Origin of the sequence: Gordonia spumicola (assembly GCF_009932475.1) — a bacterium.
In the GTDB taxonomy this organism is placed as follows: Bacteria; Actinomycetota; Actinomycetes; order Mycobacteriales; family Mycobacteriaceae; genus Gordonia; species Gordonia spumicola.
In genome coordinates this window covers 212690-235664 of record NZ_BJOV01000001.1, presented here as the reverse complement: position 1 = coordinate 235664, position 22975 = coordinate 212690, and the positions used below count along the sequence as shown (strand labels likewise).

Here is a 22975-nt window from a genome sequence, read left to right as displayed (position 1 = left end):
GCGTCGACCGTCATCGGGACACCAGCCCGCCGAGTCCCTGACCGACGAGGATCACGCCGAGGACGATCAGGATCACCGCGATCAGGGCGGCGGTGTGGTGCTCGAGCCACGTGCGGACCGCGACGAGGCGGGGCGCGGCCCACGCCGGGGCGATCAAGCACCCGAAGACCAGGAGGAGCATCGACGACCCGGCGAGGAGCACGAAGACCGCGACGCCCAGCGACTCCCGGGCGGCACCGAGGCCCGCTGCTCCGATGCCCACTCCGGCGGCCACGAAGAACACCAGGTGCTTCGGGTTGGCCGCCGTCACGACGATCCCGGCCAGCAGGGCCTTCGCCGGGGTCGTGTGGGCGAGCGAGGCCATCCATGCGGGCTGTTCCGTCGACTCGTGCCTGCCGCGCCAGCGCCGGATGCCGAACACCACGAGCACCGCACCGCCGAGCAGTTTGACCCAGTACATGAACATCGGCGACGACGCGTCCGGGTCGGCGGCCCCGCCGAGGACTGCGGCGGCACCGGTGATCGTCGCGATCGTCCCGACCGAGCCCGCGGCGAACGCGATGCTCGCGGGCCGCGCCCGCTCGCTCAACAGGACGAGGACGACCGCGATCAACAGCACGGGCGACGTCGCGACTCCGACGGCCGCGGGCAGCACGTCGACGATCATCGCGCCCATCGGCAGTCCCTCCAGCACAGTCGTCGGTCCGGTGGAGGGCGATCGTATCCCACCGTGGACGTCCGGATGTGGGGCACGGTGGTCGGCGCGGAGGATCCGACCCGGCGACCCGCCGGAGGTCCGTGATGGGTAGCGTCGGTCTCATGTGTGACGATCGCGACATCGCCCCGTTCTCCCCCGCCGAAGTCGACGCCGTCCGGGACATGTGGCAGCGGCTGGGTCTCCCCGGCATCATCGACGTCCACACGCATTTCATGCCCGGTCGCGTGATGGACAAGGTGTGGGCGTACTTCGACTCGGCCGGCCCCATGCTGGGTCGCGACTGGCCGATCACCTACCGCGCAAACGAGGAGGCCCGCGTCGACGCGCTCCGTTCGTTCGGGGTCCTCGCGTACTCGTCGATGATCTATCCGCACAAGCCCGCGATGGCACAGTGGTTGAACTCGTGGGCCGTCGAGTTCGCGGCGACGCACCCCGACTGCCTGCACACGTCGACGTTCTATCCCGAACCCGGCGCCGGCGCATACGTCTCCGCCGCGGTGGACGCGGGCACGCGAGTGTTCAAGTCGCACATCCAGGTGGGCGACTACTCGCCGCTCGACCCGATGCTCGACGACGTGTGGGGCCTCGTCGACGACGCGCAGATCCCCGTCGTCATCCACTGCGGATCGGGTCCCGCACCCGGCAGGCACACGGGCCCCGAACCGATCCGGACGCTGCTGTCGCGCTTCCCGACCCTCCCGCTGATCGTCGCGCACATGGGCACGCCGGAATACGTGCAGTTCCTCGACCTCGCGGAGCAGTACGAGAACGTCCGCCTGGACACGACGATGTCGTTCACCGACTTCTCCGAGGAAGGCGCACCGTACCCGCGGACGTTGATGCCGCGACTGACGGCGCTGGGGCACAAGATCCTCTTCGGCAGCGACTTCCCGAACATCCCGTACGGCTACCGCCACGCACTGGATGCGATCGTCCGCCTCGACCTCGGCGACGACTGGGTCCGCGGCGTCCTGCACGACAACGCCGCCCGCCTCTTCGACGTGCGGCCGGTGTGACGGTGCTGATCGACACCACCATCGCATGCCCGCTGGCGGAGATGGGTGCGGCCGCGGCCGGCGCAGAGGAGTCCGGGTACGACGCCGTCTGGACATTCGAGGGAGCACACGACCCGTTCCTTCCACTCCTGTTGGCCGCCGAGCACACCGATCGGGTGATGCTCGGGACGTCGATCGCGGTCGCGTTCGGCCGCAATCCGCTGCTGCTGGCGACACTCGGATGGGACCTTCAGGCGTACTCGCGGGGGCGCTTCATTCTCGGCCTCGGCACTCAGATCCGGCCGCACATAACCCGTCGGTACTCGATGCCGTGGAGTCGACCGGCCGACCGGATGCTCGACATGGTGTCGGCGGTTCGCGCCATCTGGGACTCGTGGACGACCGGTGGGCGGCTCGACCATCGCGGCGACTTCTATCAGCACACGTTGATGCCGCCGCTGTTCCGCCCGAGCCCGTCCGAAGTCGACGGCTTCGGGCCGCCGCCGGTGTGGCTGGCCGGGGTCGGTCCTGCGATGACACGCGTCGCGGGACGGGTGGCGGACGGCTTCCTCTCTCACCCGCTGTGCACACCCGAGTTCCTCCGCGACACGACTCTCCCGTCGTTGGCGCAGGGGGCCGAGTCGTCGGGCAGGGGGCGCACGGCCGTCCACCATTCGGCGATGGTGATCATCGGCGACACGGCCCAGGAGACGGCGGCGGCTCGGGCAGCGGTCCGGACGCAGATCGCCTTCTACGCGTCGACACCCGCGTATCAGCCGATCCTCGCGTCGGTCGGGTTCGCGGACCTGCATCCGATGCTCCACGCGATGTCGAAGTCGGGAGACTGGCAGGCGATGGGTCGACAGGTCCCAGACGAACTCGTCGACTCGATCGCCGTCACCGTCGACGATCCGCGCGACGGCGCGGCGGAACTGCTCCGACGCTACGGCCCCTATGTGGACCGGCTGGGCTTCAACACCCCGTACTCGGCCGATCCCGCCATCCTCGCCCGACTGGCCCGAGCGGTGCGCGACCGCGATCGCTGACCCGTCGCCGGCGTACGGTCGACCCCATGTCGCGTACCGCACCGATGCGCTCCGCCGAGCACCGATGGCCCGCCGTCTGCGCCGCCGTCGCCTACGTGATCGGCATGCCCGTCGTCGCGATCGCCTGCTTCGGCCTGTCGCTGGCCGCCACGTATTCGTTCAGCGGCAACGCGATGGTGCTCGTCGGATTCGTCTGCGGGACCGTCGGGCTCTGGGGTTACAGACGACTGGTGCGGAGCGGCGTGGCTCTGCTGCGACGACGGATCGTCGCTGTCGGGGACCGCCGGGACGGGACCGTGGTCGACGTCTCGAACACGTTCCGCCCGAACCCTCGGGGCGCCGACATCGTGATCGTGTCGATCACGATCCGGTTCGCCGCCGACCCCACCGACCCGGCACTGAAGTCACGGGAGCAGGTGACGCTGACCCGTCGGTTCAGCTTCAACGCCCGCGACCGCGACGATGTGAACGCGCTCATAGCCCGATACCGGATCGGCACCCCCGTCACCGCCTACCGCGGTCGCCGTGGCCTGCTGTACACGACCGGACTGCACCCCGACCATCTCGCCTGGTACCAGTTCTGGTGACCAGCAGCCGCGCCGCCCGACCTCAGCCGCCGAGGTACGCCTTCTCCAAGCGCCCCGGATCCGCTGCCAACGATGCCGCGGACTCGTCGATGACGATGTCGCCGTGGACGAGGACGAGCGCCCGGTCGGCCACGTCGAGGGCGAGCCGGACGTGCTGCTCGACGAGGATCACCGCGGTGCCGTCCGACGCGGCGACCTCACGCAGCACCGGAAGAATAGATTCGACGATCACCGGTGCCAGGCCCATGCTCAACTCGTCGATCAGCAGGACGTTCGGGCGCTGCAGCAACGCGCGCGAAATGGCGAGCATCTGTTGTTCGCCACCCGACAACTGACCGGCTTTCACCTTGAGTCGCTTCTCCAGCGCCGGGAATCGGCTCACGGTCTGAGCCACTCCCTCTGCGACGCTCCGCCGGTTCGACACCAGGCCGCCGATCGTTCGTTGCGGGATCGCGAGCGCAAGGTTCTGCTCGGTGGTGAGGTTCTTGAAGAGGGCTCGATCATCGGGTACCAGCACCATCCCCGCTCGCACCGCGCGCCTCGCGTCTCCGGACTTCACCGGAGTCCCCTTGACCGAGACCGTGCCGCCGATCCGCGGGACCAGTCCGGCGAGAGTTTCCAGCAGAGTCGTCTTACCCGCACCGTTCGGCCCGAGGAGCGCGATCACCTGGCCTTCGTCGACCGCCAGGTCGACGCCGCGCACACACGGGTTGTCCTGGAAGTACCCGCAGTCGAGATCGTCACACGCCAACACCGTCATCACCGAGCCTCCTGGTCGGCGCCGGCCGGGGCGCCCAGATATGCCTGCACCACACGCTCGTCGGTGCGGATCTCGTCCGGCGTTCCGGAGGCGATCACCCGACCGAGATCGAGCACGATGATCCGATCGCACAGTGACAGGACGAGGTCCATGTCGTGGTCGATCAGCAGCATCGAACCGCCGTCGGCCCGGACCGCGGACAGCCGTTCGCCGAGCCAACGGCTCTCCGTGCTGTCCAGCCCGGCGGCCGGCTCGTCGAGCAGTGCGACACGCGGCGACGCGACGAGCACACGCGCGACGGACACGAGCTGTCGTTGCCCTTGAGACAGATCCGCCGCCGGCCGATCGGCCAGCTCGGTGATCTCCAACAGTGCAAGCGTGCGTGCGACGGCGTCGGCGGCTCCCGCCCGCGGCGCCGCGACGTAGACGTTCTCGGACACGGAGAGTTCGTCGTACAGTTCGATGTCCTGGAACGTCCGTCCGAGGCCGGCGCGGCCACGCCGGTGCGGAACCAAGCCGGTGAGACGGACGCCGCCGAGTTCGACGTGTCCGCTCGACGGTGCGAAACCGCTGATCGCGTCGACGAGGGTGGTCTTTCCCGCGCCGTTCGGGCCGATCAATCCGACGATCTCACCCTCCCGGACCTCGAATGTCACACCGTCGACGGCCTGCACCGAACCGTACGACACCCCGACGTCTGTGACGGTGAGCAGCGGTTCGCCGATCGTGTGGTCGCCGGAAGGACGCGGCGTCGGAGCTGCCGCGGGAATCGGCACCCCGGTCGACTTCGTCAGCCACCCGGGAAGCCTGATCCGCCCCAGTGCACCGGCGATGCCGTCCGGGTTGACGATCACCGTCACAACGAGGAGGACCCCGCTGATCAGCATGTACCAATCGTCGAGGGAGAGATACCTGTCGACGAGGTAGAAGACGAGTCCGCCCGTGCCGAGGAAGCCCGCGAGCAGTCCGCCGGTCAGCGACGTGACTCCCGCGATGTAGACGACTGCGAAGAGACCGATGCCTCCGAGCGCCGAGAAGGACGCCGGGTTGGCGAGATTGTTCTGCTGATAGGCGATCAGCGCGCCGCCGAGTCCGACGATGAACGACGAGATCCCGAACGCGGCGAGTTTGGTCGCACCGACGTTGATTCCGATCGCCGCCGCCGATCGCTCGTTCGCGCGGACGGCGAGCATCGCTGCACCGAGCCTGCTCCGACGTAGGAGCGCGACACCGACGGCGACGCCGACGAGGACGATGAGGCACAGGACGCTGAATCCCGTCTTCGGGGCGCCTTCACCGACACCGATCCCGAGATCCATGCCGAAGAGGGTCGGCGTTCGGACCGGCGCGCCGGCCATTCCTCCGTTGAGCGACGGATTGCGGAACCAGAACGCCTCGAGGAACACCGCCAGGGCGAGCGTGGCGACCATCAGCGGCAGTCCCCGCACCCGCAGCGCGGGCAGCCCGACGATCACGCCGATGGCGGCCGCGACCAGGGCCGAGAGTATCGGTGCGATGGGGAACGGCACCCCGAGGTCCTCACTGAACCGGTTGAGCGCAAACGCGCTGGCACCCGCGAGGGTCAACTGGGCGAGCGACACCTGGCCCGCGTATCCGGTGATGACGACCTGGGAGAGCGCGACGACGGCCAGAATCATCGACATGACGAGGGCGAGCCGCACGCTGCCCTCGGTCAGCAGCAGCGCGACGAGCATGATCGCGCCGCCGACGACGGCCGGGACCACGATCCGATCGGGGCGAGGAGCACGGCCGAGGTCGCTTCGAATCACGGCGCCGCGGCCCGGCATCGGCTCACCGCGCACGAGCAGGAACACCACGATCAAGAGGAGCGGCACCGCTTCGGCGACGCCCGCGTCCGGCATCGCGTCGATCGTCACCTGCAGGTAGGTGGCTTCGGACGACAGCATGCCGATCGCGAGCCCCGCACCGACGGTGACGGCGACGCTGGTGAAGTTCCCGACGAGCGCGGCCGCGAGCGCCGGGACGATGAACATCGTGTACGCGATCGGACTGAGCGGCACGATCGGGGAGATCACGACACCGCCGACCGCCGCTGTCATCGACGACAGTCCCCAGTTGGTGACGGCGATCCGATCCGGCGAGAGCCCGGTGACGAGCGCACCCTTCTCCGACTCGGCCGCCGCTTCGGTCGCGATGCCGAAGCGGGTGTACTTGAGGACCAGGCCCGAGACCACGCCCAGCCCGACGATGACGGCGGTCAGCCACATCCGATCGGTCGGGACCACGGCGTCGCCGATGGAGAACGTCCCTTCGGGGAAGATCGGCTTCACCGACGGAGCGTTCTCACCGACCTGAATGTTCAACAACGACTGCAGGACCAGCATGATGCCGATCGCCGCGACGGCCTTTGCGAGGACCGGCGCATTCCTCATCGGCCGGAAGACCGCCACGTAGAGGAGGACTCCGAGGAGCCCCGCGAGGAGCACCGCCACGATGAAGGCGGGAACGACACCCCATTTGCCACCGACGTCGACTGTCGGTTCCAGCCCCGGGATGGGGACGAGCAGTTCACCCTTCCGCAGGAACGCGTACGTGTACGCGGCGTACAGGGCGACGGCTCCGGTGGCGAAGTTGACCACCCCGGAGCTCTTGAAGGTCATCACCAGGGCGAGACCGAGCGCCGCGTACACGGCGCCGTTGCCGAGTCCGAGGACGAAGTTGGCGAGATGAGAAGTCATGGGCTCCCTCACATGAATCCGGGGGCCGCATCAACTGCAACCCCCGGAGTTCACGATGCTTACTTGTTCTCTACGACGGTGTTCTCGAACGCCAAGTCGGCCCCGATGTCGCTCACGAGGATCGACTTTCCGCACAGGGTCGGCATCTGCGGAACCTGCTTGCCGTCACATGTGAAGGTCAGGCCGGGTGCCGCCGGGACCGGGAGATCCTTGGCGCCCTTCAGCGCCGCGTGGATCTGTTCGGCGGTGACGGGCCCTGCCGGGAGGGCCTTGCCCGCCTCGGCGATCGACATGATCGGCTGGTACCCGAGGTACGCGAGACCACGGATGTCGGTGGACGGCGAGTACTTCGCGAGCACGCTGCGGAACAGGTTGACGGTCGGATCGTCGGTCATCGGGTTCACCGTCGTGAACGCGACCGAGCCTTCGATCGCGTCTTCGCCGGTGGCGTCCGTGACGTTGGAGTCGAGGCAGCTGGTGATCAGGTACTTCTTGATGTCGGGCGCGACGGTCTGGAGCGCCTTGATGGCGGTGCTGCACTGTTTGGCGTCACCGAGGATCGACACCGCGTCCGGCTTGTCGGCCAGTCCGGCGGTGATGACCGGCACCACGTCCGCGGTGGACGTCGGAACGGTCACGACCTTGAACTCGACGCCGACCTGCTTGAAGATCGCGCCGCCGAGCTTGCCGATCGACGCGGCCGCGTCGCCGGTGTCGCCGATGATCACGGTGACCTTCTTGTACTTGTTCTTGGCCGCGTGCGCCGCCTGACCGGCGAGCACCGCGTAGCCGCCGCCGGAGAGCATGTACGCGCCGGGCAGCCCGTATTCGATCGCCGACACCGGGGCCTGCGAGATGTACGGAATCTTCGCTCCGACGATGATCGGCCCGATGACGGCGCCCATCGAGCTGAAGGGACTGATCACCGCGGCGACCTTCTTCTCGACCATCTCGTTGGCACAGGCCGTCGCGGAAGCGGCCTCCTCGTGCTGCTTGCAGACCACCAGGTCGATCTTGTGCCCGTTGACGCCGCCCGCATTGTCGTTCAGGTATCGGACGGCGGCCTCGGCCGCCTCACGCGGCGCCGGAGCCGACACCGGGCCGCCTTCGGAACTGATCACGCCGATCTTGATCGCCTCACCGGTGGCCGCCTTCTCGGTCAGTTCGACGGTCGGCCCGCTGCTGGCTGCGCTGTCGTCCGAGTCGGACGAGCAGGCGGTGAGGCCGCCTGCGAGAAGTGCGCCGGTCGCGCCGAGGACGGCCGCGGTCCGAAAAGCTCGACGGAATCTGCGGGGAGAGTGCATTCGGTGTCCCTTCGGGTGGGAGTCGACCTGCGGCGAGAACGTTTCTCACCAGCCAGGAAGTCGACGACGACGTCGCATTCGCGCGGTCCGTTCGACTTGAGATCGGACCCTAGCGTGACGACAGTCACACACCGATCGTTATGCGCTTTCTGGACAGATCCGATGATCCGATTGGCACGAATTCGACGCTCACGCCCGTCGCCACGACGCCCGATACAGTCGAGGACGTGAGCTACGACCTCTGGCTGATCCCGGCCGACCGCTGCCCCACTCCCGAGGCCGCGTACGCGCATGGCTCGGCGACGCTCGACACCGACACGTCGAACGATCCGCACGCACAGCGGTTGGCCGACGCGGTGAGCACCGCGTCCGAGCGCTCCGGCGAGGACGGCTTCCTGTCCGTCGCACCGATCGACGCCGAGGGCGACTGCGTGTTCGTCCCGTCTCCCTACTCGTCGATCCAGGAAGCGCGCGACGCCGTCGTGCCGTTGGCGTTCGCCGCGGGGTTCGCCGTCTACGATCCGCAGAACGGTCTGCTGCTCGACCCGCGCCGCGCGATTCCGGCCCGCATGACGACACACCGTGACGGCACATTCGACGTGCTCAGCCCGGAGTCGGTCGACTTCTTCGTCTCACGCATGGCCGTCGACGACTTCGTCATCGTCGAAACCGCTCTGAACACGTACATGCAGAGCCGTCGGGACGCCGACGACGTGTTCGCACTCGAATATCGGGCGGGATCCGCCGACAGGCACTTCGCGACCGAGGTCCCGACCGCCGCCCACGTCGCGAGCGCGATGCACGGCTGGCTCACCGGCAACGACTCGCCGTACCGCGACCACGCGTGGAAGCGCCTGGATCTGACGCCCTGATCTACTCCGACACTCGGACGACGGCCTTGCCCTTGACGCGGCCTTCGGCGAGGTCGGTGAGGGCGGCCGGGAGGTCTTCGAGAGCGTAGAGGTGGTTCACCGGCGGGCGCATGCCCGCGTCGATCATCTCGACGAGTTCGTCGTGCAGCAGTCCTGGAACGTCCGGATGGGTGCGGATGTACTCGCCCCAGGCCGCGCCGACGACGGCTATGTTGCGGAACAGCACACGGTTCAGTTTCACGGTCGGGATGCCGCCCGCGGCGAATCCGATGACGACGTAGCGACCGTCGGGTCCGACGGTGCGGAGGGCCTCGTCGAACACCTCGCCGCCGACCGGGTCGATGAGCACGTCGACGCCGCCGTCGGACAGTTCGAGGACCTTGTCCTTCCAGCCGTCGTCGAGCTGGACCACCTCGTCGGCGCCGAGTCCCCGGAGCATCTCCTCTTGCCCGGTGCGGTGGACGACGGCGATCACCTTGGCGCCCATGGCCTTCGCGACGAGGATCGATGCGACACCGACGCCGCCGGCCGAACCGAGGACGGCCACGACTTCGCCGGGCGCGGTCTGTGCGCGGAGCTTGAGCGCGAACAGCGCCGTCTGGAAGTTGATGCCGAGTGCGGCGCCCTCGTCGAAGGTCAGGGCGTCAGGGAGCGGGAACAACTGCTGTTCGACGACGGTGATCTGTTCGCCGAAGCCGCCGAGCATGGATGCGACGACCACGCGGTCGCCGACGCTGTAAGCCCCGCCGTCGGGCGCCGACGCCACCACGCCCGCGACCTCGGTGCCCGGCGTGAACGGCAGCGGTGGACGCAACTGATACTTGCCCTGACTCATCAGCAGGTCCGGGAAGCACACGCCGCACGATCGGACGTCGATCAGGTACTGGCCGGGACTCGCCTGCGGTGCGGGGAGTTCCTGGAGTTCGAGGCCGCCGGGGCCGGTCTCGCTGACGATCACTTGAGCCTTCATGGGTTTCACCGTAGCTGTAATCCGCGCCACCCGTACGATCGATCCATGTCTTCGCCCACACGCCCGTCGGCTCTGCCCGACGAACGTCTCACCGTCGCCGACGCCGCCCCCGGATTCATGCCCCACGATGAGGCAGACGCCCTGCATTCCGTCGCGGATCACTATCTCTCACAACCTGATTCGGTCGGCCTAGGGGTCGAGATCGGCACGTACTGCGGCAAGTCCACGGTGTATCTGGGCGACGCCGCGGAACGTCACGGCGCACTGATCGTCACCGTCGATCACCATCGCGGATCGGAGGAGCATCAGCCGGGGTGGGAGTATCACGACACCGGGCTCGTCGATCCGCATGCGGGTCTCCTCGACACCGCGGCGCGGTTCCGTCGGACCATGTTCGACGCGGGGTTGGAGCAGACCGTCCTGGCGTTGATCGCGCCGTCGACTGCGGCCTCCCGCGTGTGGGGTCGCGCCGTCGACTTCGTGTTCATCGACGGCGGCCACTCGATGGAGGCAGCGCAGAACGACTACGACGGCTGGGCGCGCTGGGTGCGCCCGGGCGGCGCGCTGCTGATCCACGACGTCTTCCCCGATCCCGCCGACGGCGGTCGTCCGCCGTACGAGATCTACCGCCAGGCCCTCGACTCCGGCGCGTTCGCCGAAGTCGCCGTCCACGGCTCCCTCCGCGTCCTCGTGCGGTCGTAGCCCGCAGTCAGCCCCGGTCGGGAGGTCAGAGGGAGAGTTTGGCCGCCAGTTTCGCGAGGTAGGCGCGGGCCGTGTCGGCGTCCTTGTCGGGGAGGCCGTAGAGGACTCGGGTAACGCCGAGGTCACGCCAGCGGGCGAGGCGCTCCGCGTCGGGACGCATGTCGAGGGCCACCACCTGCGGTCGGTCCTCACGACCGGCGTCGGCCCAGATCTTCTGGAGCAGCCGGACCGACTCGTCGATGTCGGTCTCGCCCGGCGTCGTGATCCAGCCGTCGGCGCTGCGCGCGATCCACTTGAAGTTCTTCTCGGTGCCCGCCGCCCCGACCGTCACCGCGATCGGCTTCGACGGCTTGGGGTACGCCCAGCTCGGGCCGAACTCGACGAACTCGCCGTGATACTCGGCCTCGTCCTGCGTCCAGAGGGCGCGCATGGCCTCGAGGTACTCACGGAGCATCGTCCGACGACGTCCCGCCGGAACGTGATGGTCGGCGAGTTCGTCGAGATTCCAGCCGAAGCCGACGCCGATCGACAATCGGCCGTCGGAGATGTGATCGAGCGTGGCGAGGGTCTTGGCGAGCGTCAACGGGTCGGACTGCACCGGCAGGCACACGGCCGTCGACAGTTCGATGCGCGAGGTGACCGCCGCCGCCGATGCGAGGGACGTCCACGGATCGAGGGTACGGGTGTAGCGCTCGTCGGGAAGCGTGTCGTCGCCGGTCCTCGGGTGCGCGGCCTCGCGTTTGGTCGGGATGTGACTGTGCTCGGGAACGTAGTAGGCGGCGAAACCGGCCTCTTCGACGAGCGGGGCGAGCTCGTGCGGGCGCAGACCGAGGTCGCTGGTGAACTGCACGATTCCGAAGTCCACGGATACTCCTGACTAGACGCAAGACTGGACAGCTGTCCAATACGCTCAGTCTAGCCTCCGCGAAGCGGAGACGACAGCCCCCAGAGCGATGTCGCGGAAGATGCCGCCCGCGGGCGTCGCCCCGCTGATCGCGTCCGCGGCGAGCACCACCGCGGCCGACGTCCAGCAGCTCTGTTCCACCGGCCAGCGTTTGCCGTCGGAGAACACCAGACCGGTCCAGTACGACCCGTCGTCGTCCCGCAGATGCTGGATCGACTCCACGAGCGCCGCCGCACGGTCGGTGTCGCCGATCGCTTCGACAGCCAGCGCCAACTCACACGTCTCCGCGCCTGTCACCCACGGATGGTCGTCGACGCACCGCGCACCGAGACCGTCGACGACAAAATCCGACCACCGCGAGTCGATCAGGTCCCGACCGGCGTCGCCACGGACCACGCCGCCGAGCACCGGATAGTACCAGTCCATCGAGTGAGTGGACGCCGGGTCGAGAACCGACCGGTCTCGACGCCAGCGGTCGAACAGGTCGGCCAGGCGGTCCGCGGCCCGCAGCCAGCGCTCGGCGGGCTCGTCGAGGATCGAGGCGATCTCCACACCGCAGCGCAGCGCCGAATGGATGCTGGCGTTGCCGGTGATCAGCACGTTCTCGAACATCGCGCCGGTCCGGAAGTCGGCGGCCCAGCGGAAGGCCCCGTCGTCGCGGGCGAACACCAACGTGCGGTCGAGCGCCGACCGGACCGTCGGCCACATTCGGCGAAGGAACGCCGCGTCGTCGACGATCAGGAAGTGGTGCCAGACACCGACCGCGATGTAGGCGCAGAAGTTGCTGTCCACGCCCGGGTCGACGACGACGCCGTCGCGCAGTTCCATCGGCCACGACCCGTCGGCTCGTTGCGTCCGCCGCGACCATTCGTACGCGGCCTCGGCTTCGCCGCGGAACCCGGTGGCCGACAACGCCATCGCCGATTCGACGTGATCCCACGGGTCGGTCTTGCCACCGGGGAACCACGGCAGGGCGCCCGACGACTCCTGCATCCGCGCGATCGCGGCCCCGGTCGCGCGCACGGCACGCGCGTCCAGAACGCCGTCGATGTGGGGGATCGCCATCGTCTCAGGCTGGTTTGCGCAGGTAGATGGCGACCGACTTGCCGACGATGGGGTTGAGCAGTTGTTCGCCGACGCGCGTGACCCACGGCTTGCTCATCATGTCCCACACCAGCATCTTGTGATAGCCGCGAACGAGCGGGTTCTCATCGTTGTCGACGCCGACTGCGCATTTGAGCCACCAGTACGGCGCATGCAGGGCGTGCGCGTGCCCGCTTCCGGTCACCTCGAGGCCCGCCGATCGGAGCTTCGACGCCAGTTCCGACTCCCGGTAGATCCGGACGTGACCGCCCTCCACCTCGTGGTACTCGTCCGACAGCGCCCAGCACACCTTCTCCGGCCAGAACCGCGGCACCGTGACGGCGGCGAGTCCGCCGGGCTTGAGGATGCGCACCATCTCGGCGATCGCGGCCTCGTCGTTCGGGATGTGCTCGAGGATCTCCGACATCAGCACCACGTCGAACGACGCGTCGTCGTACGGCAATCCGAGGGCGTCTCCGACGCGTGTCGTCGCGTTTCCGGACTCGGGGACCTCCCCGGCGGCGACGAGAGCCCCGAACATGTCGGAGACGTCGGACATGTCCTTCGCGTTCTGGTCGAACGCGGTCACATCGGCTCCGCGCCGCAACATCTCATACGAGTGACGACCCTGACCTGCGCCGATGTCGATCGCGCGGACGCCGGGGCCCACGTTGAGGCGGTCGAAGTCGACGGTCAGCATTCGTGTGCTCCCTCGGTTGATCGGATCGCCGCGCGGTAGCGCTCGGCGGTGGCGGCCGCGACGGCCGACCAGCTGAACTGTGCACTGACCCGCGAGCGGCCCCCGTCACCGAGACGAGCGCGCAGGTCCGGGTCGTCGAGGAGGCGGACGAACGCCTGCGCCAATGCGCCCGCGTCGCGCGGTTCGACGAGGATCGCGGCCTCCTCGTTCCGACCGACCACCTCGGGGATCGCACCCGCACGGGTCGCGACAAGGGCCGTCCCGCAGCTCATGTGCTCGACGGCGGGCAGCGAGAAGCCCTCGTACAGCGACGGCACGCACGCGATCTCGGCGCTCGCGAGCAGTGCGGCGAGCTCGTCGTCGTCCACCCCGGACACGACGGTCACCTTGTCGGCGATCGCGAGGTCGTCGATGAGGCGCGCCGACGGACCGTCGGGGTCGAGCTTGGACACCAGCGTCAGTTCGACGTGCCGTTCGGCCGCGACCTTGGCGACCGCTTCGAGCAGGTACGACACGCCCTTGAGCGGCGCGTCGGCGCTCGCGACGCACACGATCCGCCCCGGTACACGTTCGCCGCGCGGCGCGAAGACGTCGGTGTCGACGCCGAGCGGGATGGTGGCGATGGCGCCGTCGGACACCTTGAACGCCCGACGGATGTCCTCATCGCTGCTCTTCGACACGGTCAGCAGCGACGGTATCCGGCGGGCGACGCGGCCCTGCATCGCGAGGAACGAATGCCAGCGCCACGCGCTGATCTTCTTCAGCCCGTTCGCGGCGCGGACGGCGAGCGCACGATCCTGCGTGATCGGGTGGTGAATCGTCGCGACCAGCGGGAATCCCGCCCGTTTGATCGACAGCAGCCCGTAGCCGAGGCACTGGTTGTCGTGGACGACGTCGAAGTCGGCACGCCGCGATCGCAGCAACCGTGCGGCACGGAGGCTGAACGTCAGCGGTTCGCCGAAGGCGGCAGTCCACATGGCGGCCACCTCGATCCAGTCGATCCAGTCGCGGAACTCGCGCAGCCTCGGCGTCCGGAACGGATCGGGCTCCCCGTACAGGTCGAGGCTGGGGACCTTCGTGAGGGTCACCCCGGCGTCGATCGCCGACTGATCGAGCTCCGGATACGGCTGGCCCGAGAAGATCTCGACGTCGTGTCCGAGCATCGCGAGCTCACGCGACAGGTGACGGACGTAGACGCCCTGTCCCCCGCAGTGCGCCTTGCTCCGGTACGACAGCAGTGCGATCCGCAGCGCCCCGTCGGGTTCTCCGGCCCGTCGAGCGCCGCCCCCGGCCCGTCGAGCGCCGTCGAGACGACTCACTGCCCGTCTGCCGCGGCTTCGAGGGCGTCGACGGTCACCAGCTTCACTCTGCGGCGTCCCGACTCCCGGCCCGCCGACCGTTCCGCGGCGTCGATGGCCTTCCACCCGGCGAGGTCCACTCGGTGGGCTCCCCGCGTGGTGACGAGATCGACGACGTCGGACGCGTCCTTGTCCGGATTCCGAACGACGCCCGCGGCGAAGTCGGCGATGATCGCCTTGGCGGCCTCCTCGCCGCAGTACCTGTTGCGGCCGATGCCGCCCGTCGGGCCGCGCTTGATCCAGCCCGCGACGTACAGTCCGGGGATCGGCGAGCCTCCGGTCGCGTCGAGGACTCGACTGTCGTCGTTGGGGACGACGGCCTTCACCTCGTCGAACGGCAGGCCCGCGATCGGGCGTCCGCGGTAGCCGACCGAGCGGACGACCATTCCCGCATCGATCTCGCCGACCTCACCGGTCTGCTCGATGACCCCGCCGCCGATGTACCGGTTGCGCACGAAGGCGACCTTCTCGACGCCGTCGGCCCCGATGATCGACGTCGGCGAGGTGAGGAACTCGAAGACGATGCGCCGGTCGCCGCCCCGCGGACGGTCGGCGAACTCCCGGGCGATGCGAATCTTGGTGGCGATCACGGAGTCCAGCGAGTCGTCGGCTTCGGCGGCCGCGGTCTCCTCGGACAGGACGAGCTCGTCCGGCATGACGATGTCGACGCCGTCGAGTTCGTTCAGCGACAGCAGCTCACCGTTGGTGAACGCGCCGTGCTCGACGCCGCGGCGACCCATGACGACGACCTCCCGGATCGCCGACCCGCGCAACGCGTCGAGTGCGTGATCGGCGATGTCGGTCCGCGCCAACTCGTCGGGATCGGTCACGAGGATGCGCGCCACGTCGAGCGCCACGTTGCCGTTGCCGATGACGACGACGCGGTCGGCCGACAGGTCGAACGTGCGGTCCGCGTAGTCGGGGTGCCCGTTGTACCAGGCGACGAAGTCGGTGGCGGCGATCGATCCGGCGAGGTCCTCACCGTCGATGCCGAGCCTGCGGTCGTGGGGTGCACCGACCGCGTACAGGACCGCACCGTAGCGTTCCCGCAGTTCGTCGCCGGTGATGTGCGTGCCGACCTCCACATTCAGGTGATAGGTGAAGTTCTGCTTCTTCTCGACCATGCCGAACGACGACTCGACGCCTTTGGTCTTGGCATGGTCGGGCGCGACGCCCGCTCGGACCAGGCCGTACGGCGTCGGGAGGCGGTCGAACATGTCGACCTGGATCTGCCGCTTCTTGACGAGTTCCTCGGCCGCGTAGAACGCGGCCGGTCCGGCGCCGACGATCGCGACGCGCAGTCCCTCGCCGTCGGGCAGCGCGGGCGGCTTCGGATGCTTGACGAGGCCGCCGTCGACGTCGTGGTCCTTGTAGTAGTCGGCGTTGATCTGCAGGTAGGGCTCGTCCTTGGCGGCGAGCTGGTCGTCGGGGAAGATCGCGTTGACCGGGCACTCGTCGATGCAGGCGCCGCAGTCGATGCAGGTCTCCGGGTCGATGTACAGCATCTCCGCGGTCAAGAAGTCCGGCTCGTCCGGCGTCGGATGGATACAGTTGACCGGGCAGACGGCTACGCACGTACCGTCGTTACAGCAGGGGCGGGTGATTACGTGCGCCATCGGTCTTCCTCCGTCGGCCGGGTAGCTGCAAGCCACAGGGTGAACGTGTTCTAGTTTTGCCTTGAGCCTAGCGTAAGCGGCCTGACGCATCGAGACCACAGGCACACGCCGCGACCGATACGAGAGGAAGCTGACCGTGAGCACACCGTATCCATACGAACCGATGACCGTCCGACGAACCGGAGCGCCGTTCTACGCGGCCGACTACCGGGTGCGGACCGGCGACATCGATCAGGAGATGCGCGTGCGCCTCGACGGCCTGGCCCGCTATCTGCAGGACGTCGCCAACGACAACATCGCCGTCACCGATTTCGCCGACACCGACCCGTTCTGGATCATCCGCCGGACCGTCATCGACGTCTTCGAGCCGCTGACCTGGCCGTCGGACTTCCGGGTGGAACGCTGGTGCGGCGCGTTCTCGACCCGATGGACCGACATGCGGGTGACGATCCGTGGCACGGCCCAGACCAATCGGTTCAATCCCGAGCCGCGACCCGGCGGACACGTGGAGACCAACGCGTTCTGGATCAACATGACCGAGAGCGGAATGCCCGCCCGCATCAGCGACACCGCGATGCGAACCCTCACCGAGATGACCGACGAGCATCGTCTCCGCTGGAAGGCGATGAACCCGGGCGAGGCTCCGCCGGCGTCGGACGTCGACCTGCCCGACCGCGAGCACGTCCTGCGCGTCACCGACTTCGATCCGTTCCGCCATCTCAACAACGCCGCCTACTTCGCGGCCGTCGAGGACGAACTGGTCGATCACCTCGATCTGCTCGACGGTCCCCACCGCGCCGTCATCGAGTATCTGCGCCCGGTGACGCCGGGCGTCCCGATCACCGTCCGCCGTCAGCGCCTCGACGACTGCCTGCTCCTGTGGCTGTTGATCCCCGGCGACGACGACGCCCTGGTCACCGCGGCGTCCGTCTCGGTCGCAGTCATACCCCGCGACTAGATTGATTTGACGCTTAAGGGGCGAATCGGTGTCACCACGCGACACCGATTCACCCCTTAACTGCGCTGGGCCCCGCCTGGCACGGGACACAAGCGCGCGCTGCGAGGACGACCCGAGATCAGTACGAGCCGGTGAGGATCAGTTCCATCAGTTTGATCGGCGCGGCGCACGCGTCGCCTGCCGACGCCGTCGACGGCTCGACCCACCAGGTGTAGATCCCGCCCATCGGGGCCTTGGCGGTGACACCGCAGACCGCGGGACGCTTCGGGTCGCGGGCGGTGAACGCCGCGCTGCTCTGCACCTGGATGTTGTCGGTGGTGAACCCGAGTCTCTTGGCGGTGTCCTTCTCGTGGTTGAAGTCGCCCCACTCGAACCAGTTGAACGTGACGTCGACGACCGCGGGCGTCGTCACGACCCACCGGCAGTTCGCTCCGAAGAATCCAGGCGAGGCGATGGACCCGCCGACCGCCTTCGCGATCTGCGTGGCGGGCAGGATCTCGCATTCGGCGAGGAGCTTCTCGAACTTGTCGGTGTCGACGTGTCCGGTGTCGGTGCCGACGTCACGTCCCTGACGGACGGGTGTTCCGTCGACCGTGCATGACGCGACGCCCAGAACCACTGCCAGGGCGAAGGCGGCGAGGGTGATCGCTTTTCGGATCGTCGAAGTCATGACGCCCTCTTCACCACGAAGTCGGCGAGGGCCTTCGCCCCGTCGCAGACCTTGTCGGTCGGCATCGTCGATTCGCCGTCGAGCGTCGTCGGTGCGCGCAGCGATATCTCGATGAAGTCTGCGTCCCACGCGACACCGACTTCGCAGATGGCGCCCGAGCTCGCGATGAACCCAGGCTGTCCGCCGACGCTGTGGTCCTGGGTGTGATCGCGCGAGAGCTGCTCGGTTCCCCGTTCGCGTCCGATCGGCGAGCCGCGGTACCAGTTGAACGACGCGGTCGCCGCGCGCGACGGCCCGTTGCGCCACTCGCAGGTGGACGGGTTGTCGATGGCGAGGGTCATACCGGTGATGGTGGTGAGCCGGGCTACGTCCTCGGTCGTGAGGCCGCCGCACCTGTCGAAATCTGGTCCGGTGCCGGTCTTGGGCTCCGCTGTGCTGTCGGCGGAGTCCGACGAGTCGTCGCCGCACGCGCCGACGAGGAGCATGACGACGGCCGCGATGACCACGAGGAACGCGCCGCCGCGGAACTGGTCGAGCTGGCGTCGTTCGCGTTTGGTCGGTCGGCCCGCACCCGAGTCCCTGCGCGGGATCGCAGCGATCACCTCACGGGGAGGCGGCGGTGGACTGTGGTCGATGTAGTTCTCCGCGGCGAGCGGCGCGGACACGCGTTTGGCGATCAGTCCGGTGACCTCGACGATCCGTTCCCGACCGTCGGCACGGTAGGTGACGCGGTCGCCGATCGACACCTGCGCCGACGGCTTGGCCGTGACCCCGTTGAGGCGGACGTGACCCGCGCGGCAGGCCGCACCCGCGGCGGACCGGGTCTTGGTCAGTCGGATCGCCCATATCCAACTGTCGATGCGCGTCGCCAATGCCGTCCCCTCTCCCCGGCAGACGTGTGCCGTCGCCACCAACACTATCTGCCTGCGGCGACAATTCGCGGGCGACGACATGCGCCCCGACGAGAAACGGCGATCCCCGCCGGAGCGGGGATCGCCGTCGTGCTCGATGAGCGCAGGTCAGGACGCGAGGGCCTTGGCCTTGAGGGTGTCGTACTCCTCCTGCGACACCACGCCCGCGTCGAGCAGCGACTTCGCGGTCGCGATCTGCTCGGCGGGCGACGCCTTGCCCGCAGCGTTGCGGATGTACTCCTGATTCGCCTTGTCGACGGCGAGCGCCGTCGCACGCGAACGTTCGGTCATGCCCTTGCCGCGGGCGACCACGTACACGAACGCCGTCAGGTACGGCAGGACGATGAGGCCGATGATCCACAGCACCTTGGCACCCGAGCCGAGCGTGTGATCACGGAACAGGTCCGTCAGCACCTGGAACAGCACGATCAGGTAGGCGACGAACGCGAAAACCAACACGGTGTACCACAGCACACCCCAGAACGAACTCCAGTCCACTTCCGTGCACCTTTCCTATAGGAGGGAATGACAGCTTAACGCCCACGCGGGACGAAGTGCTGTGCAGTCCCGCGCCCTATCCGCCGATCAGGCGACAGTCCGACGAATCCGCGCTCTCCGCACGGCGACCAGTTCTACCGTCGACGTGTGAAGAACATGCGCGTCCTGGCCCTGTCCGCCTTCGTCGTCACCCCGTTGCTCGCGTCGTGCAGCTTCTCGGTCGGCGGAACGACGATCGATCAGGACAAGCTGAAGAACGAGATAACTACGACCCTGAACACGGAGTATGCGACCGTCGGCTCCAAGGTCGACTCCATCACGTGCGACGACCCCGGCAAGGACCCCGCCGTCGGAACGAAGTTCCAGTGCACGGCGAAGGCCTCCGGCACCGACGTCCGTATCGATGTGACTGTGACGAGCGACTCCGGCGATATCAAGTACCAGACAGTCGACTTCCTGTTCTCCATGTCCGACCTCACGACGAAACTGACGCGGGCCTTGGACGAGCAGGTGCCGGGCGCGAGCGTCGACTGCGGTTCGGGATTCAAAGCGCAACCGGCGAACACCCAGATCGACTGCCCCGCAACCAGCGCGGACGGCGAGACCGGGTCGGTGACCTATTTCGTCACCGACAAGCCGGAAACGAATCACTGGAAACTCAACTGAGCCACGTCACAGGCCTAAAGTCCCTGGTCGGAGATTCGACGACGCGAGTTGGTTACGCTACCGTATTCTGCGTCGTTCCCCCTCAACAACAGGAGATCCCCGACCATGGCAGCTGTCATCCTCTACGGCACCGAGACCGGCACCGGTGAGCTCGTCGCCGACGCGATCGCTGACGTCCTGGCCGCCGATCACGACCCGGCGATCTACGACATGGCCGAGTACGCGGCCGAGGATCTGAACACCGACGACTTCCTGGTGATCGTCTGCTCGACGTACGGCGAAGGCGAACTGCCCTCGAGCGCGCTTCCGTTCGCCGACGAGCTGGACGAGGAGAAGCCCGATCTCGCGGGTCTGCGTTTCTCGGTGTTCGGGCTCGGCGACACCGTGTACGACGACACGTTCAACCGCGGTGGCGAGATCATCGCCGACAAGCTGGTCGCGCGGGGCGCGGTCGAGGTCGGCGAGCACTACCGTCACGACGCGTCGAGCACCGAGAAGCCCGCGAAGGCCGCCGAGGAGTGGGCCGAGAATCTGAAGGCCGTCATCGACGCCGCCTGAACCGTTTCACTCACGCATCCGCGGTGACCGACGTCCGTTGGTCACCGCGGATCGCTGCATGTTGGGCCAGTTTCACGACGGCGACGACGGAGAGCGCGAGGATCGTGCCGAGGACCACAGCCGCGGGCAGGCCCACCGCGATGTTCTCGCCGAGCAGGACCACGCCGAGCACCATCGCGACCGCCGGTTCCATCACGTTCATCGCGGGGAACGACGTCTGCAAGTCGCCGGAACCGAAGCCCCGTTGCTGCGCGACGACCGCCAGCACCACGACGGGGACCAGCAGGTAGATCTCGTACTTGGTGAACACCGAGAGCGGATCGTCGACGATCCGATACGTGACGGCCTTGATGAGGACCGCCGACACACCGAACAACGCGCCGGACGCCAGTCCGTAGTACAACGCCTTGTGGTGGCGGTTGCAGCTGCGTTCGGCGACCGCGACGAGCCCGATGAGCCCGGCGATGATCGCGCCGATCGTGATCCCCATGATCACCACCTGTGGCGGACGGTCGCTCGCGACCGGGCGCGCGATGATCAGGAACACGACCACGCAGGTGACGAGCAGCGCTCCCCACATCCACTCGTGACGGTGCGGGTGCCGGTGGTCGGCCCACGCCTCCAACGGCAGCGCGAACAACACCGCCAACACGACGAGCGGCTGGACGAGCAGGATCGACCCGAGGCCGAGGGCCGTCGCCTGAAAGGCGAATCCCGTCAGCGCGATACCGGCCCCGAACCACCAACCGCGGGTGATCGCACCGCTCGACGCCGAGGACCGCTGCCGCAGCACGGTGCCTCCGGCGATCAGCAGCGCGGCGGCGATCGCCAACAGCGCAGGGGCCCAGGTATGCATCCCTACAAGCGTATCGGTCGATGATCGCCTCACGTGCGGGGTGACCGGACGACAGCGGCGGACGCGACCGTCGTCCGGCCGGTCTCACGCGTCCGCGATCCGCAGATCCGTCGTGACCGGAGTCTGATTCACCGTGAGATCGAGCACCGGGCAATGCTTGTCGACGATGTCGTGGAGCTCACGGTAGCGTTCGGGCGCGTCCGGTCCGGCGACGTCGACCGTCACGCGCACCTGCGTGAAACCGGGGCGGACGTCGTCGTCGAGGCCGAAGAAGCCGCGGACGTCGAGATCGCCTTCGGCGTGCAGGGCCAACGAGTCGAGGGTCACGCCGAGCCGCTCGGCCCAGAAGCGGTAGGTGACGACCTGGCAGGACAGGAGCGAGGCGAGATAGAACTCGACGGGGTTCGGCGCGGTGTCGCGGCCGCCGAGCACGGGCGGCTCGTCGACGGTCACGCTGAACGATCGGATGCCGACCTGACTGGACACTCCCTCACCGGCGGTGGCGGACGCCGCGAAGACCGCGGCCGCATTCGCCGGGTTCGCGGCCACGGCATTCGCGGTCTGTGCGGCGATAGTGTTGAGTTCGGTACCGCTGTCGGGGATGGCGTGCGTGATGCTGATCTGAGATGTCGTCATGGTTCTCGACGGTAGGTTCGCGCCCGGTCCGCACCCACTGTTGCGCCCGTCGTGATTCCAATCCGGGTGGTCGATCCGAATGATCCGACCGTGTTGTTGCCCGGATTTGTCGGGGGTCGGTTCTACGGTGAGGTCATGTACCGCAGTGACCTGGAACGTCTGATGACGCTGAGCACGTCCGACGTGGACGCCGCATGCCGAGGTGAACGGCTCGTCTCGTTGACCACCCGATGCTTCGACGAGCACCTCGAGCTGGCGGAGTTGGCCGACGAGGCGGCGGCCGCCGGGGACCTCGACGCCCACGGCTACTACTCGCAGGAGGGTGCGGCATGGCGTGCGACGGCGCAGATCCTGCGCACGATGGCCGCCGACCCGATGCTGCGGCGCACCGCGGGCGCAGCGTGAGTCGCACGCTGATCCTGCTCCGCCACGGCAAGAGCGACTACCCGCTCGGCGTCCCCGACCACGATCGGCCGTTGAACGACCGGGGCCGCAGACAGGCCGCGTTGGCGGGCGACTGGATTCGGGACGACGGGTACTCCGTCGACGCCGTCCTGTGCTCCACCGCCGAACGCACCCGGCAGACACTCGAACGCACCGGCATCGACGCCGACGTCCAGTACATCGACGACATCTACGGCTGCACGCCGGACGAACTGTTCGAGACGATCCGCGTTCACGCTCCGTCCGACGCCGCGACGCTGCTCGTGGTGGGCCACTTCCCGGGCATGCCGGAGACCGCGCTCACCCTCGACCCGGAGGCCGCGATCGACGAGTTCCCGACGTCGGCCTACGCGGTCGTCGAGGTCGGTGTGCCGTGGGACCGGATCGGGCTCGACGTCGATTCGGCGACGGCACTGAAAGCACTCAGAATTCCGCGATAGCGT

General features: G+C 68.1%; 25 protein-coding genes. 10 read left to right on the top strand and 15 right to left on the bottom strand.

What is annotated here, in order from left to right; translation table 11 throughout:
- Positions 1 to 10: 10 nt before the first annotated feature.
- A complete protein-coding gene (locus tag GYB83_RS01200) occupies positions 11 to 676 on the bottom strand; it encodes a GAP family protein (protein ID WP_161893747.1) in 666 nt (221 codons plus the stop codon).
- 143 nt (positions 677 to 819) lie between these two features.
- On the opposite strand from GYB83_RS01200, the gene GYB83_RS01195 reads away from it, so the two are divergent.
- From GYB83_RS01195 to GYB83_RS01185, 3 genes are read left to right on the top strand one after another with little or no spacing between them, the layout of a single operon-like run.
- A complete protein-coding gene (locus tag GYB83_RS01195) occupies positions 820 to 1734 on the top strand; it encodes an amidohydrolase family protein (protein ID WP_228461114.1) in 915 nt (304 codons plus the stop codon).
- Between the two features lie 41 nt (positions 1735 to 1775).
- Entirely contained in the window at positions 1776 to 2759 is a 984-nt protein-coding gene (locus GYB83_RS01190) for a TIGR03617 family F420-dependent LLM class oxidoreductase (RefSeq protein WP_228461127.1), read from the top strand.
- 26 nt (positions 2760 to 2785) lie between these two features.
- Positions 2786 to 3346, top strand: coding sequence for a hypothetical protein (locus GYB83_RS01185; RefSeq protein WP_161893744.1), 561 nt, complete (start codon positions 2786 to 2788; stop codon positions 3344 to 3346).
- 22 nt (positions 3347 to 3368) lie between these two features.
- On the opposite strand, the gene GYB83_RS01180 is transcribed toward GYB83_RS01185, so the two are convergent.
- From GYB83_RS01180 to GYB83_RS01170, 3 genes are read right to left on the bottom strand one after another with little or no spacing between them, the layout of a single operon-like run.
- Positions 3369 to 4106, bottom strand: a complete 738-nt coding sequence (locus GYB83_RS01180) for an ABC transporter ATP-binding protein (protein WP_161893898.1) — start codon at positions 4104 to 4106, stop codon at positions 3369 to 3371.
- Positions 4106 to 6826, bottom strand: a complete 2721-nt coding sequence (locus GYB83_RS01175) for a branched-chain amino acid ABC transporter permease/ATP-binding protein (RefSeq protein WP_161893743.1) — start codon at positions 6824 to 6826, stop codon at positions 4106 to 4108. The genes GYB83_RS01180 and GYB83_RS01175 overlap by 1 nt, the downstream gene beginning before the upstream one ends.
- Before the next feature lie 59 nt (positions 6827 to 6885).
- On the bottom strand, positions 6886 to 8130 hold the full coding sequence (locus GYB83_RS01170; protein WP_161893742.1) for an ABC transporter substrate-binding protein: 1245 nt from the start codon (positions 8128 to 8130) through the stop codon (positions 6886 to 6888).
- Positions 8131 to 8357: 227 nt separating this feature from the next.
- Between GYB83_RS01170 and GYB83_RS01165 the strand changes: the two genes are divergently transcribed.
- A complete protein-coding gene (locus GYB83_RS01165; RefSeq protein WP_161893741.1) occupies positions 8358 to 9002 on the top strand; it encodes a hypothetical protein in 645 nt (214 codons plus the stop codon).
- 1 nt (position 9003) lies between these two features.
- Here GYB83_RS01165 and GYB83_RS01160 read toward each other — a convergent pair whose 3' ends face one another.
- The gene (locus GYB83_RS01160) at positions 9004 to 9972 is read right to left on the bottom strand and encodes an NADPH:quinone oxidoreductase family protein (RefSeq protein WP_161893740.1); all 969 of its coding nucleotides are present in this window, start codon (positions 9970 to 9972) and stop codon (positions 9004 to 9006) included.
- A 45-nt stretch (positions 9973 to 10017) separates the two neighbouring features.
- On the opposite strand from GYB83_RS01160, the gene GYB83_RS01155 reads away from it, so the two are divergent.
- Positions 10018 to 10674: a class I SAM-dependent methyltransferase gene (locus GYB83_RS01155; protein ID WP_161893739.1), complete on the top strand. Its 657-nt coding sequence runs from the start codon at positions 10018 to 10020 to the stop codon at positions 10672 to 10674.
- A gap of 25 nt (positions 10675 to 10699) precedes the next feature.
- On the opposite strand, the gene GYB83_RS01150 is transcribed toward GYB83_RS01155, so the two are convergent.
- The 5 genes from GYB83_RS01150 to GYB83_RS01130 form a co-directional block, all read right to left on the bottom strand.
- Positions 10700 to 11539 (bottom strand): LLM class F420-dependent oxidoreductase, encoded by an 840-nt coding sequence (locus GYB83_RS01150; protein WP_161893738.1) that lies wholly within the window; start codon positions 11537 to 11539, stop codon positions 10700 to 10702.
- A gap of 45 nt (positions 11540 to 11584) precedes the next feature.
- Positions 11585 to 12643: a glucosidase family protein gene (locus GYB83_RS01145; protein WP_161893737.1), complete on the bottom strand. Its 1059-nt coding sequence runs from the start codon at positions 12641 to 12643 to the stop codon at positions 11585 to 11587.
- A gap of 4 nt (positions 12644 to 12647) precedes the next feature.
- Positions 12648 to 13361, bottom strand: a complete 714-nt coding sequence (locus tag GYB83_RS01140) for a class I SAM-dependent methyltransferase (protein ID WP_161893736.1) — start codon at positions 13359 to 13361, stop codon at positions 12648 to 12650.
- A complete protein-coding gene (locus GYB83_RS01135; protein WP_161893897.1) occupies positions 13355 to 14611 on the bottom strand; it encodes a glycosyltransferase family 4 protein in 1257 nt (418 codons plus the stop codon). Before GYB83_RS01135 ends, GYB83_RS01140 begins: the two co-directional genes overlap by 7 nt.
- Positions 14612 to 14676: 65 nt before the next feature.
- A complete protein-coding gene (locus tag GYB83_RS01130) occupies positions 14677 to 16335 on the bottom strand; it encodes an FAD-dependent oxidoreductase (RefSeq protein ID WP_161893735.1) in 1659 nt (552 codons plus the stop codon).
- A gap of 163 nt (positions 16336 to 16498) precedes the next feature.
- Between GYB83_RS01130 and GYB83_RS01125 the strand changes: the two genes are divergently transcribed.
- Entirely contained in the window at positions 16499 to 17293 is a 795-nt protein-coding gene (locus GYB83_RS01125; protein ID WP_161893896.1) for an acyl-[acyl-carrier-protein] thioesterase, read from the top strand.
- 118 nt (positions 17294 to 17411) lie between these two features.
- Here GYB83_RS01125 and GYB83_RS01120 read toward each other — a convergent pair whose 3' ends face one another.
- The 3 genes from GYB83_RS01120 to GYB83_RS01110 form a co-directional block, all read right to left on the bottom strand.
- Entirely contained in the window at positions 17412 to 17963 is a 552-nt protein-coding gene (locus GYB83_RS01120; protein WP_161893734.1) for a DUF3558 domain-containing protein, read from the bottom strand.
- On the bottom strand, positions 17960 to 18835 hold the full coding sequence (locus GYB83_RS01115; protein ID WP_186349688.1) for a DUF3558 family protein: 876 nt from the start codon (positions 18833 to 18835) through the stop codon (positions 17960 to 17962). The genes GYB83_RS01120 and GYB83_RS01115 overlap by 4 nt, the downstream gene beginning before the upstream one ends.
- 147 nt (positions 18836 to 18982) lie before the next feature.
- On the bottom strand, positions 18983 to 19372 hold the full coding sequence (locus GYB83_RS01110; protein WP_161893732.1) for an SHOCT domain-containing protein: 390 nt from the start codon (positions 19370 to 19372) through the stop codon (positions 18983 to 18985).
- A 156-nt stretch (positions 19373 to 19528) separates the two neighbouring features.
- On the opposite strand from GYB83_RS01110, the gene GYB83_RS01105 reads away from it, so the two are divergent.
- Complete coding sequence (locus GYB83_RS01105) at positions 19529 to 20038, top strand: DUF4333 domain-containing protein (RefSeq protein WP_228461126.1); 510 nt, start codon at positions 19529 to 19531, stop codon at positions 20036 to 20038.
- Positions 20039 to 20143: 105 nt separating this feature from the next.
- Complete coding sequence (locus tag GYB83_RS01100; RefSeq protein ID WP_161893730.1) at positions 20144 to 20596, top strand: flavodoxin domain-containing protein; 453 nt, start codon at positions 20144 to 20146, stop codon at positions 20594 to 20596.
- A 10-nt stretch (positions 20597 to 20606) separates the two neighbouring features.
- Here the strand turns inward: GYB83_RS01100 and GYB83_RS01095 are convergent, their stop codons facing one another.
- Positions 20607 to 21452: a DMT family transporter gene (locus GYB83_RS01095; RefSeq protein WP_161893729.1), complete on the bottom strand. Its 846-nt coding sequence runs from the start codon at positions 21450 to 21452 to the stop codon at positions 20607 to 20609.
- An 84-nt stretch (positions 21453 to 21536) separates the two neighbouring features.
- Positions 21537 to 22055 carry an OsmC family protein gene (locus tag GYB83_RS01090; RefSeq protein WP_371864984.1) on the bottom strand — a complete coding sequence of 173 codons (519 nt, stop codon included), beginning with the start codon at positions 22053 to 22055 and terminating at the stop codon, positions 21537 to 21539.
- A 168-nt stretch (positions 22056 to 22223) separates the two neighbouring features.
- On the opposite strand from GYB83_RS01090, the gene GYB83_RS01085 reads away from it, so the two are divergent.
- On the top strand, positions 22224 to 22493 hold the full coding sequence (locus GYB83_RS01085) for a hypothetical protein (RefSeq protein ID WP_228461112.1): 270 nt from the start codon (positions 22224 to 22226) through the stop codon (positions 22491 to 22493).
- Positions 22490 to 22972: a SixA phosphatase family protein gene (locus tag GYB83_RS01080; protein WP_228461111.1), complete on the top strand. Its 483-nt coding sequence runs from the start codon at positions 22490 to 22492 to the stop codon at positions 22970 to 22972. Before GYB83_RS01085 ends, GYB83_RS01080 begins: the two co-directional genes overlap by 4 nt.
- Positions 22973 to 22975 lie beyond the last annotated feature (3 nt).

What these genes read in the sequence shown, in the direction of transcription:
- GYB83_RS01145 (WP_161893737.1), bottom strand. Translation starts at nt 12,643, where the DNA reads ATGGCGATCCCCCACATCGACGGCGTTCTGGACGCGCGTGCCGTGCGC.
- GYB83_RS01200 (WP_161893747.1), bottom strand. Translation starts at nt 676, where the DNA reads ATGGGCGCGATGATCGTCGACGTGCTGCCCGCGGCCGTCGGAGTCGCG.
- GYB83_RS01160 (WP_161893740.1), bottom strand. Translation starts at nt 9,972, where the DNA reads ATGAAGGCTCAAGTGATCGTCAGCGAGACCGGCCCCGGCGGCCTCGAA.
- GYB83_RS01185 (WP_161893744.1), top strand. Translation starts at nt 2,786, where the DNA reads ATGTCGCGTACCGCACCGATGCGCTCCGCCGAGCACCGATGGCCCGCC.
- GYB83_RS01180 (WP_161893898.1), bottom strand. Translation starts at nt 4,106, where the DNA reads ATGACGGTGTTGGCGTGTGACGATCTCGACTGCGGGTACTTCCAGGAC.
- GYB83_RS01095 (WP_161893729.1), bottom strand. Translation starts at nt 21,452, where the DNA reads ATGCATACCTGGGCCCCTGCGCTGTTGGCGATCGCCGCCGCGCTGCTG.
- GYB83_RS01170 (WP_161893742.1), bottom strand. Translation starts at nt 8,130, where the DNA reads ATGCACTCTCCCCGCAGATTCCGTCGAGCTTTTCGGACCGCGGCCGTC.
- GYB83_RS01120 (WP_161893734.1), bottom strand. Translation starts at nt 17,963, where the DNA reads ATGACTTCGACGATCCGAAAAGCGATCACCCTCGCCGCCTTCGCCCTG.
- GYB83_RS01125 (WP_161893896.1), top strand. Translation starts at nt 16,499, where the DNA reads ATGACCGTCCGACGAACCGGAGCGCCGTTCTACGCGGCCGACTACCGG.
- GYB83_RS01155 (WP_161893739.1), top strand. Translation starts at nt 10,018, where the DNA reads ATGTCTTCGCCCACACGCCCGTCGGCTCTGCCCGACGAACGTCTCACC.
- GYB83_RS01100 (WP_161893730.1), top strand. Translation starts at nt 20,144, where the DNA reads ATGGCAGCTGTCATCCTCTACGGCACCGAGACCGGCACCGGTGAGCTC.
- GYB83_RS01140 (WP_161893736.1), bottom strand. Translation starts at nt 13,361, where the DNA reads ATGCTGACCGTCGACTTCGACCGCCTCAACGTGGGCCCCGGCGTCCGC.
- GYB83_RS01130 (WP_161893735.1), bottom strand. Translation starts at nt 16,335, where the DNA reads ATGGCGCACGTAATCACCCGCCCCTGCTGTAACGACGGTACGTGCGTA.
- GYB83_RS01190 (WP_228461127.1), top strand. Translation starts at nt 1,776, where the DNA reads ATGGGTGCGGCCGCGGCCGGCGCAGAGGAGTCCGGGTACGACGCCGTC.
- GYB83_RS01175 (WP_161893743.1), bottom strand. Translation starts at nt 6,826, where the DNA reads ATGACTTCTCATCTCGCCAACTTCGTCCTCGGACTCGGCAACGGCGCC.
- GYB83_RS01195 (WP_228461114.1), top strand. Translation starts at nt 820, where the DNA reads ATGTGTGACGATCGCGACATCGCCCCGTTCTCCCCCGCCGAAGTCGAC.
- GYB83_RS01105 (WP_228461126.1), top strand. Translation starts at nt 19,529, where the DNA reads ATGCGCGTCCTGGCCCTGTCCGCCTTCGTCGTCACCCCGTTGCTCGCG.
- GYB83_RS01085 (WP_228461112.1), top strand. Translation starts at nt 22,224, where the DNA reads ATGTACCGCAGTGACCTGGAACGTCTGATGACGCTGAGCACGTCCGAC.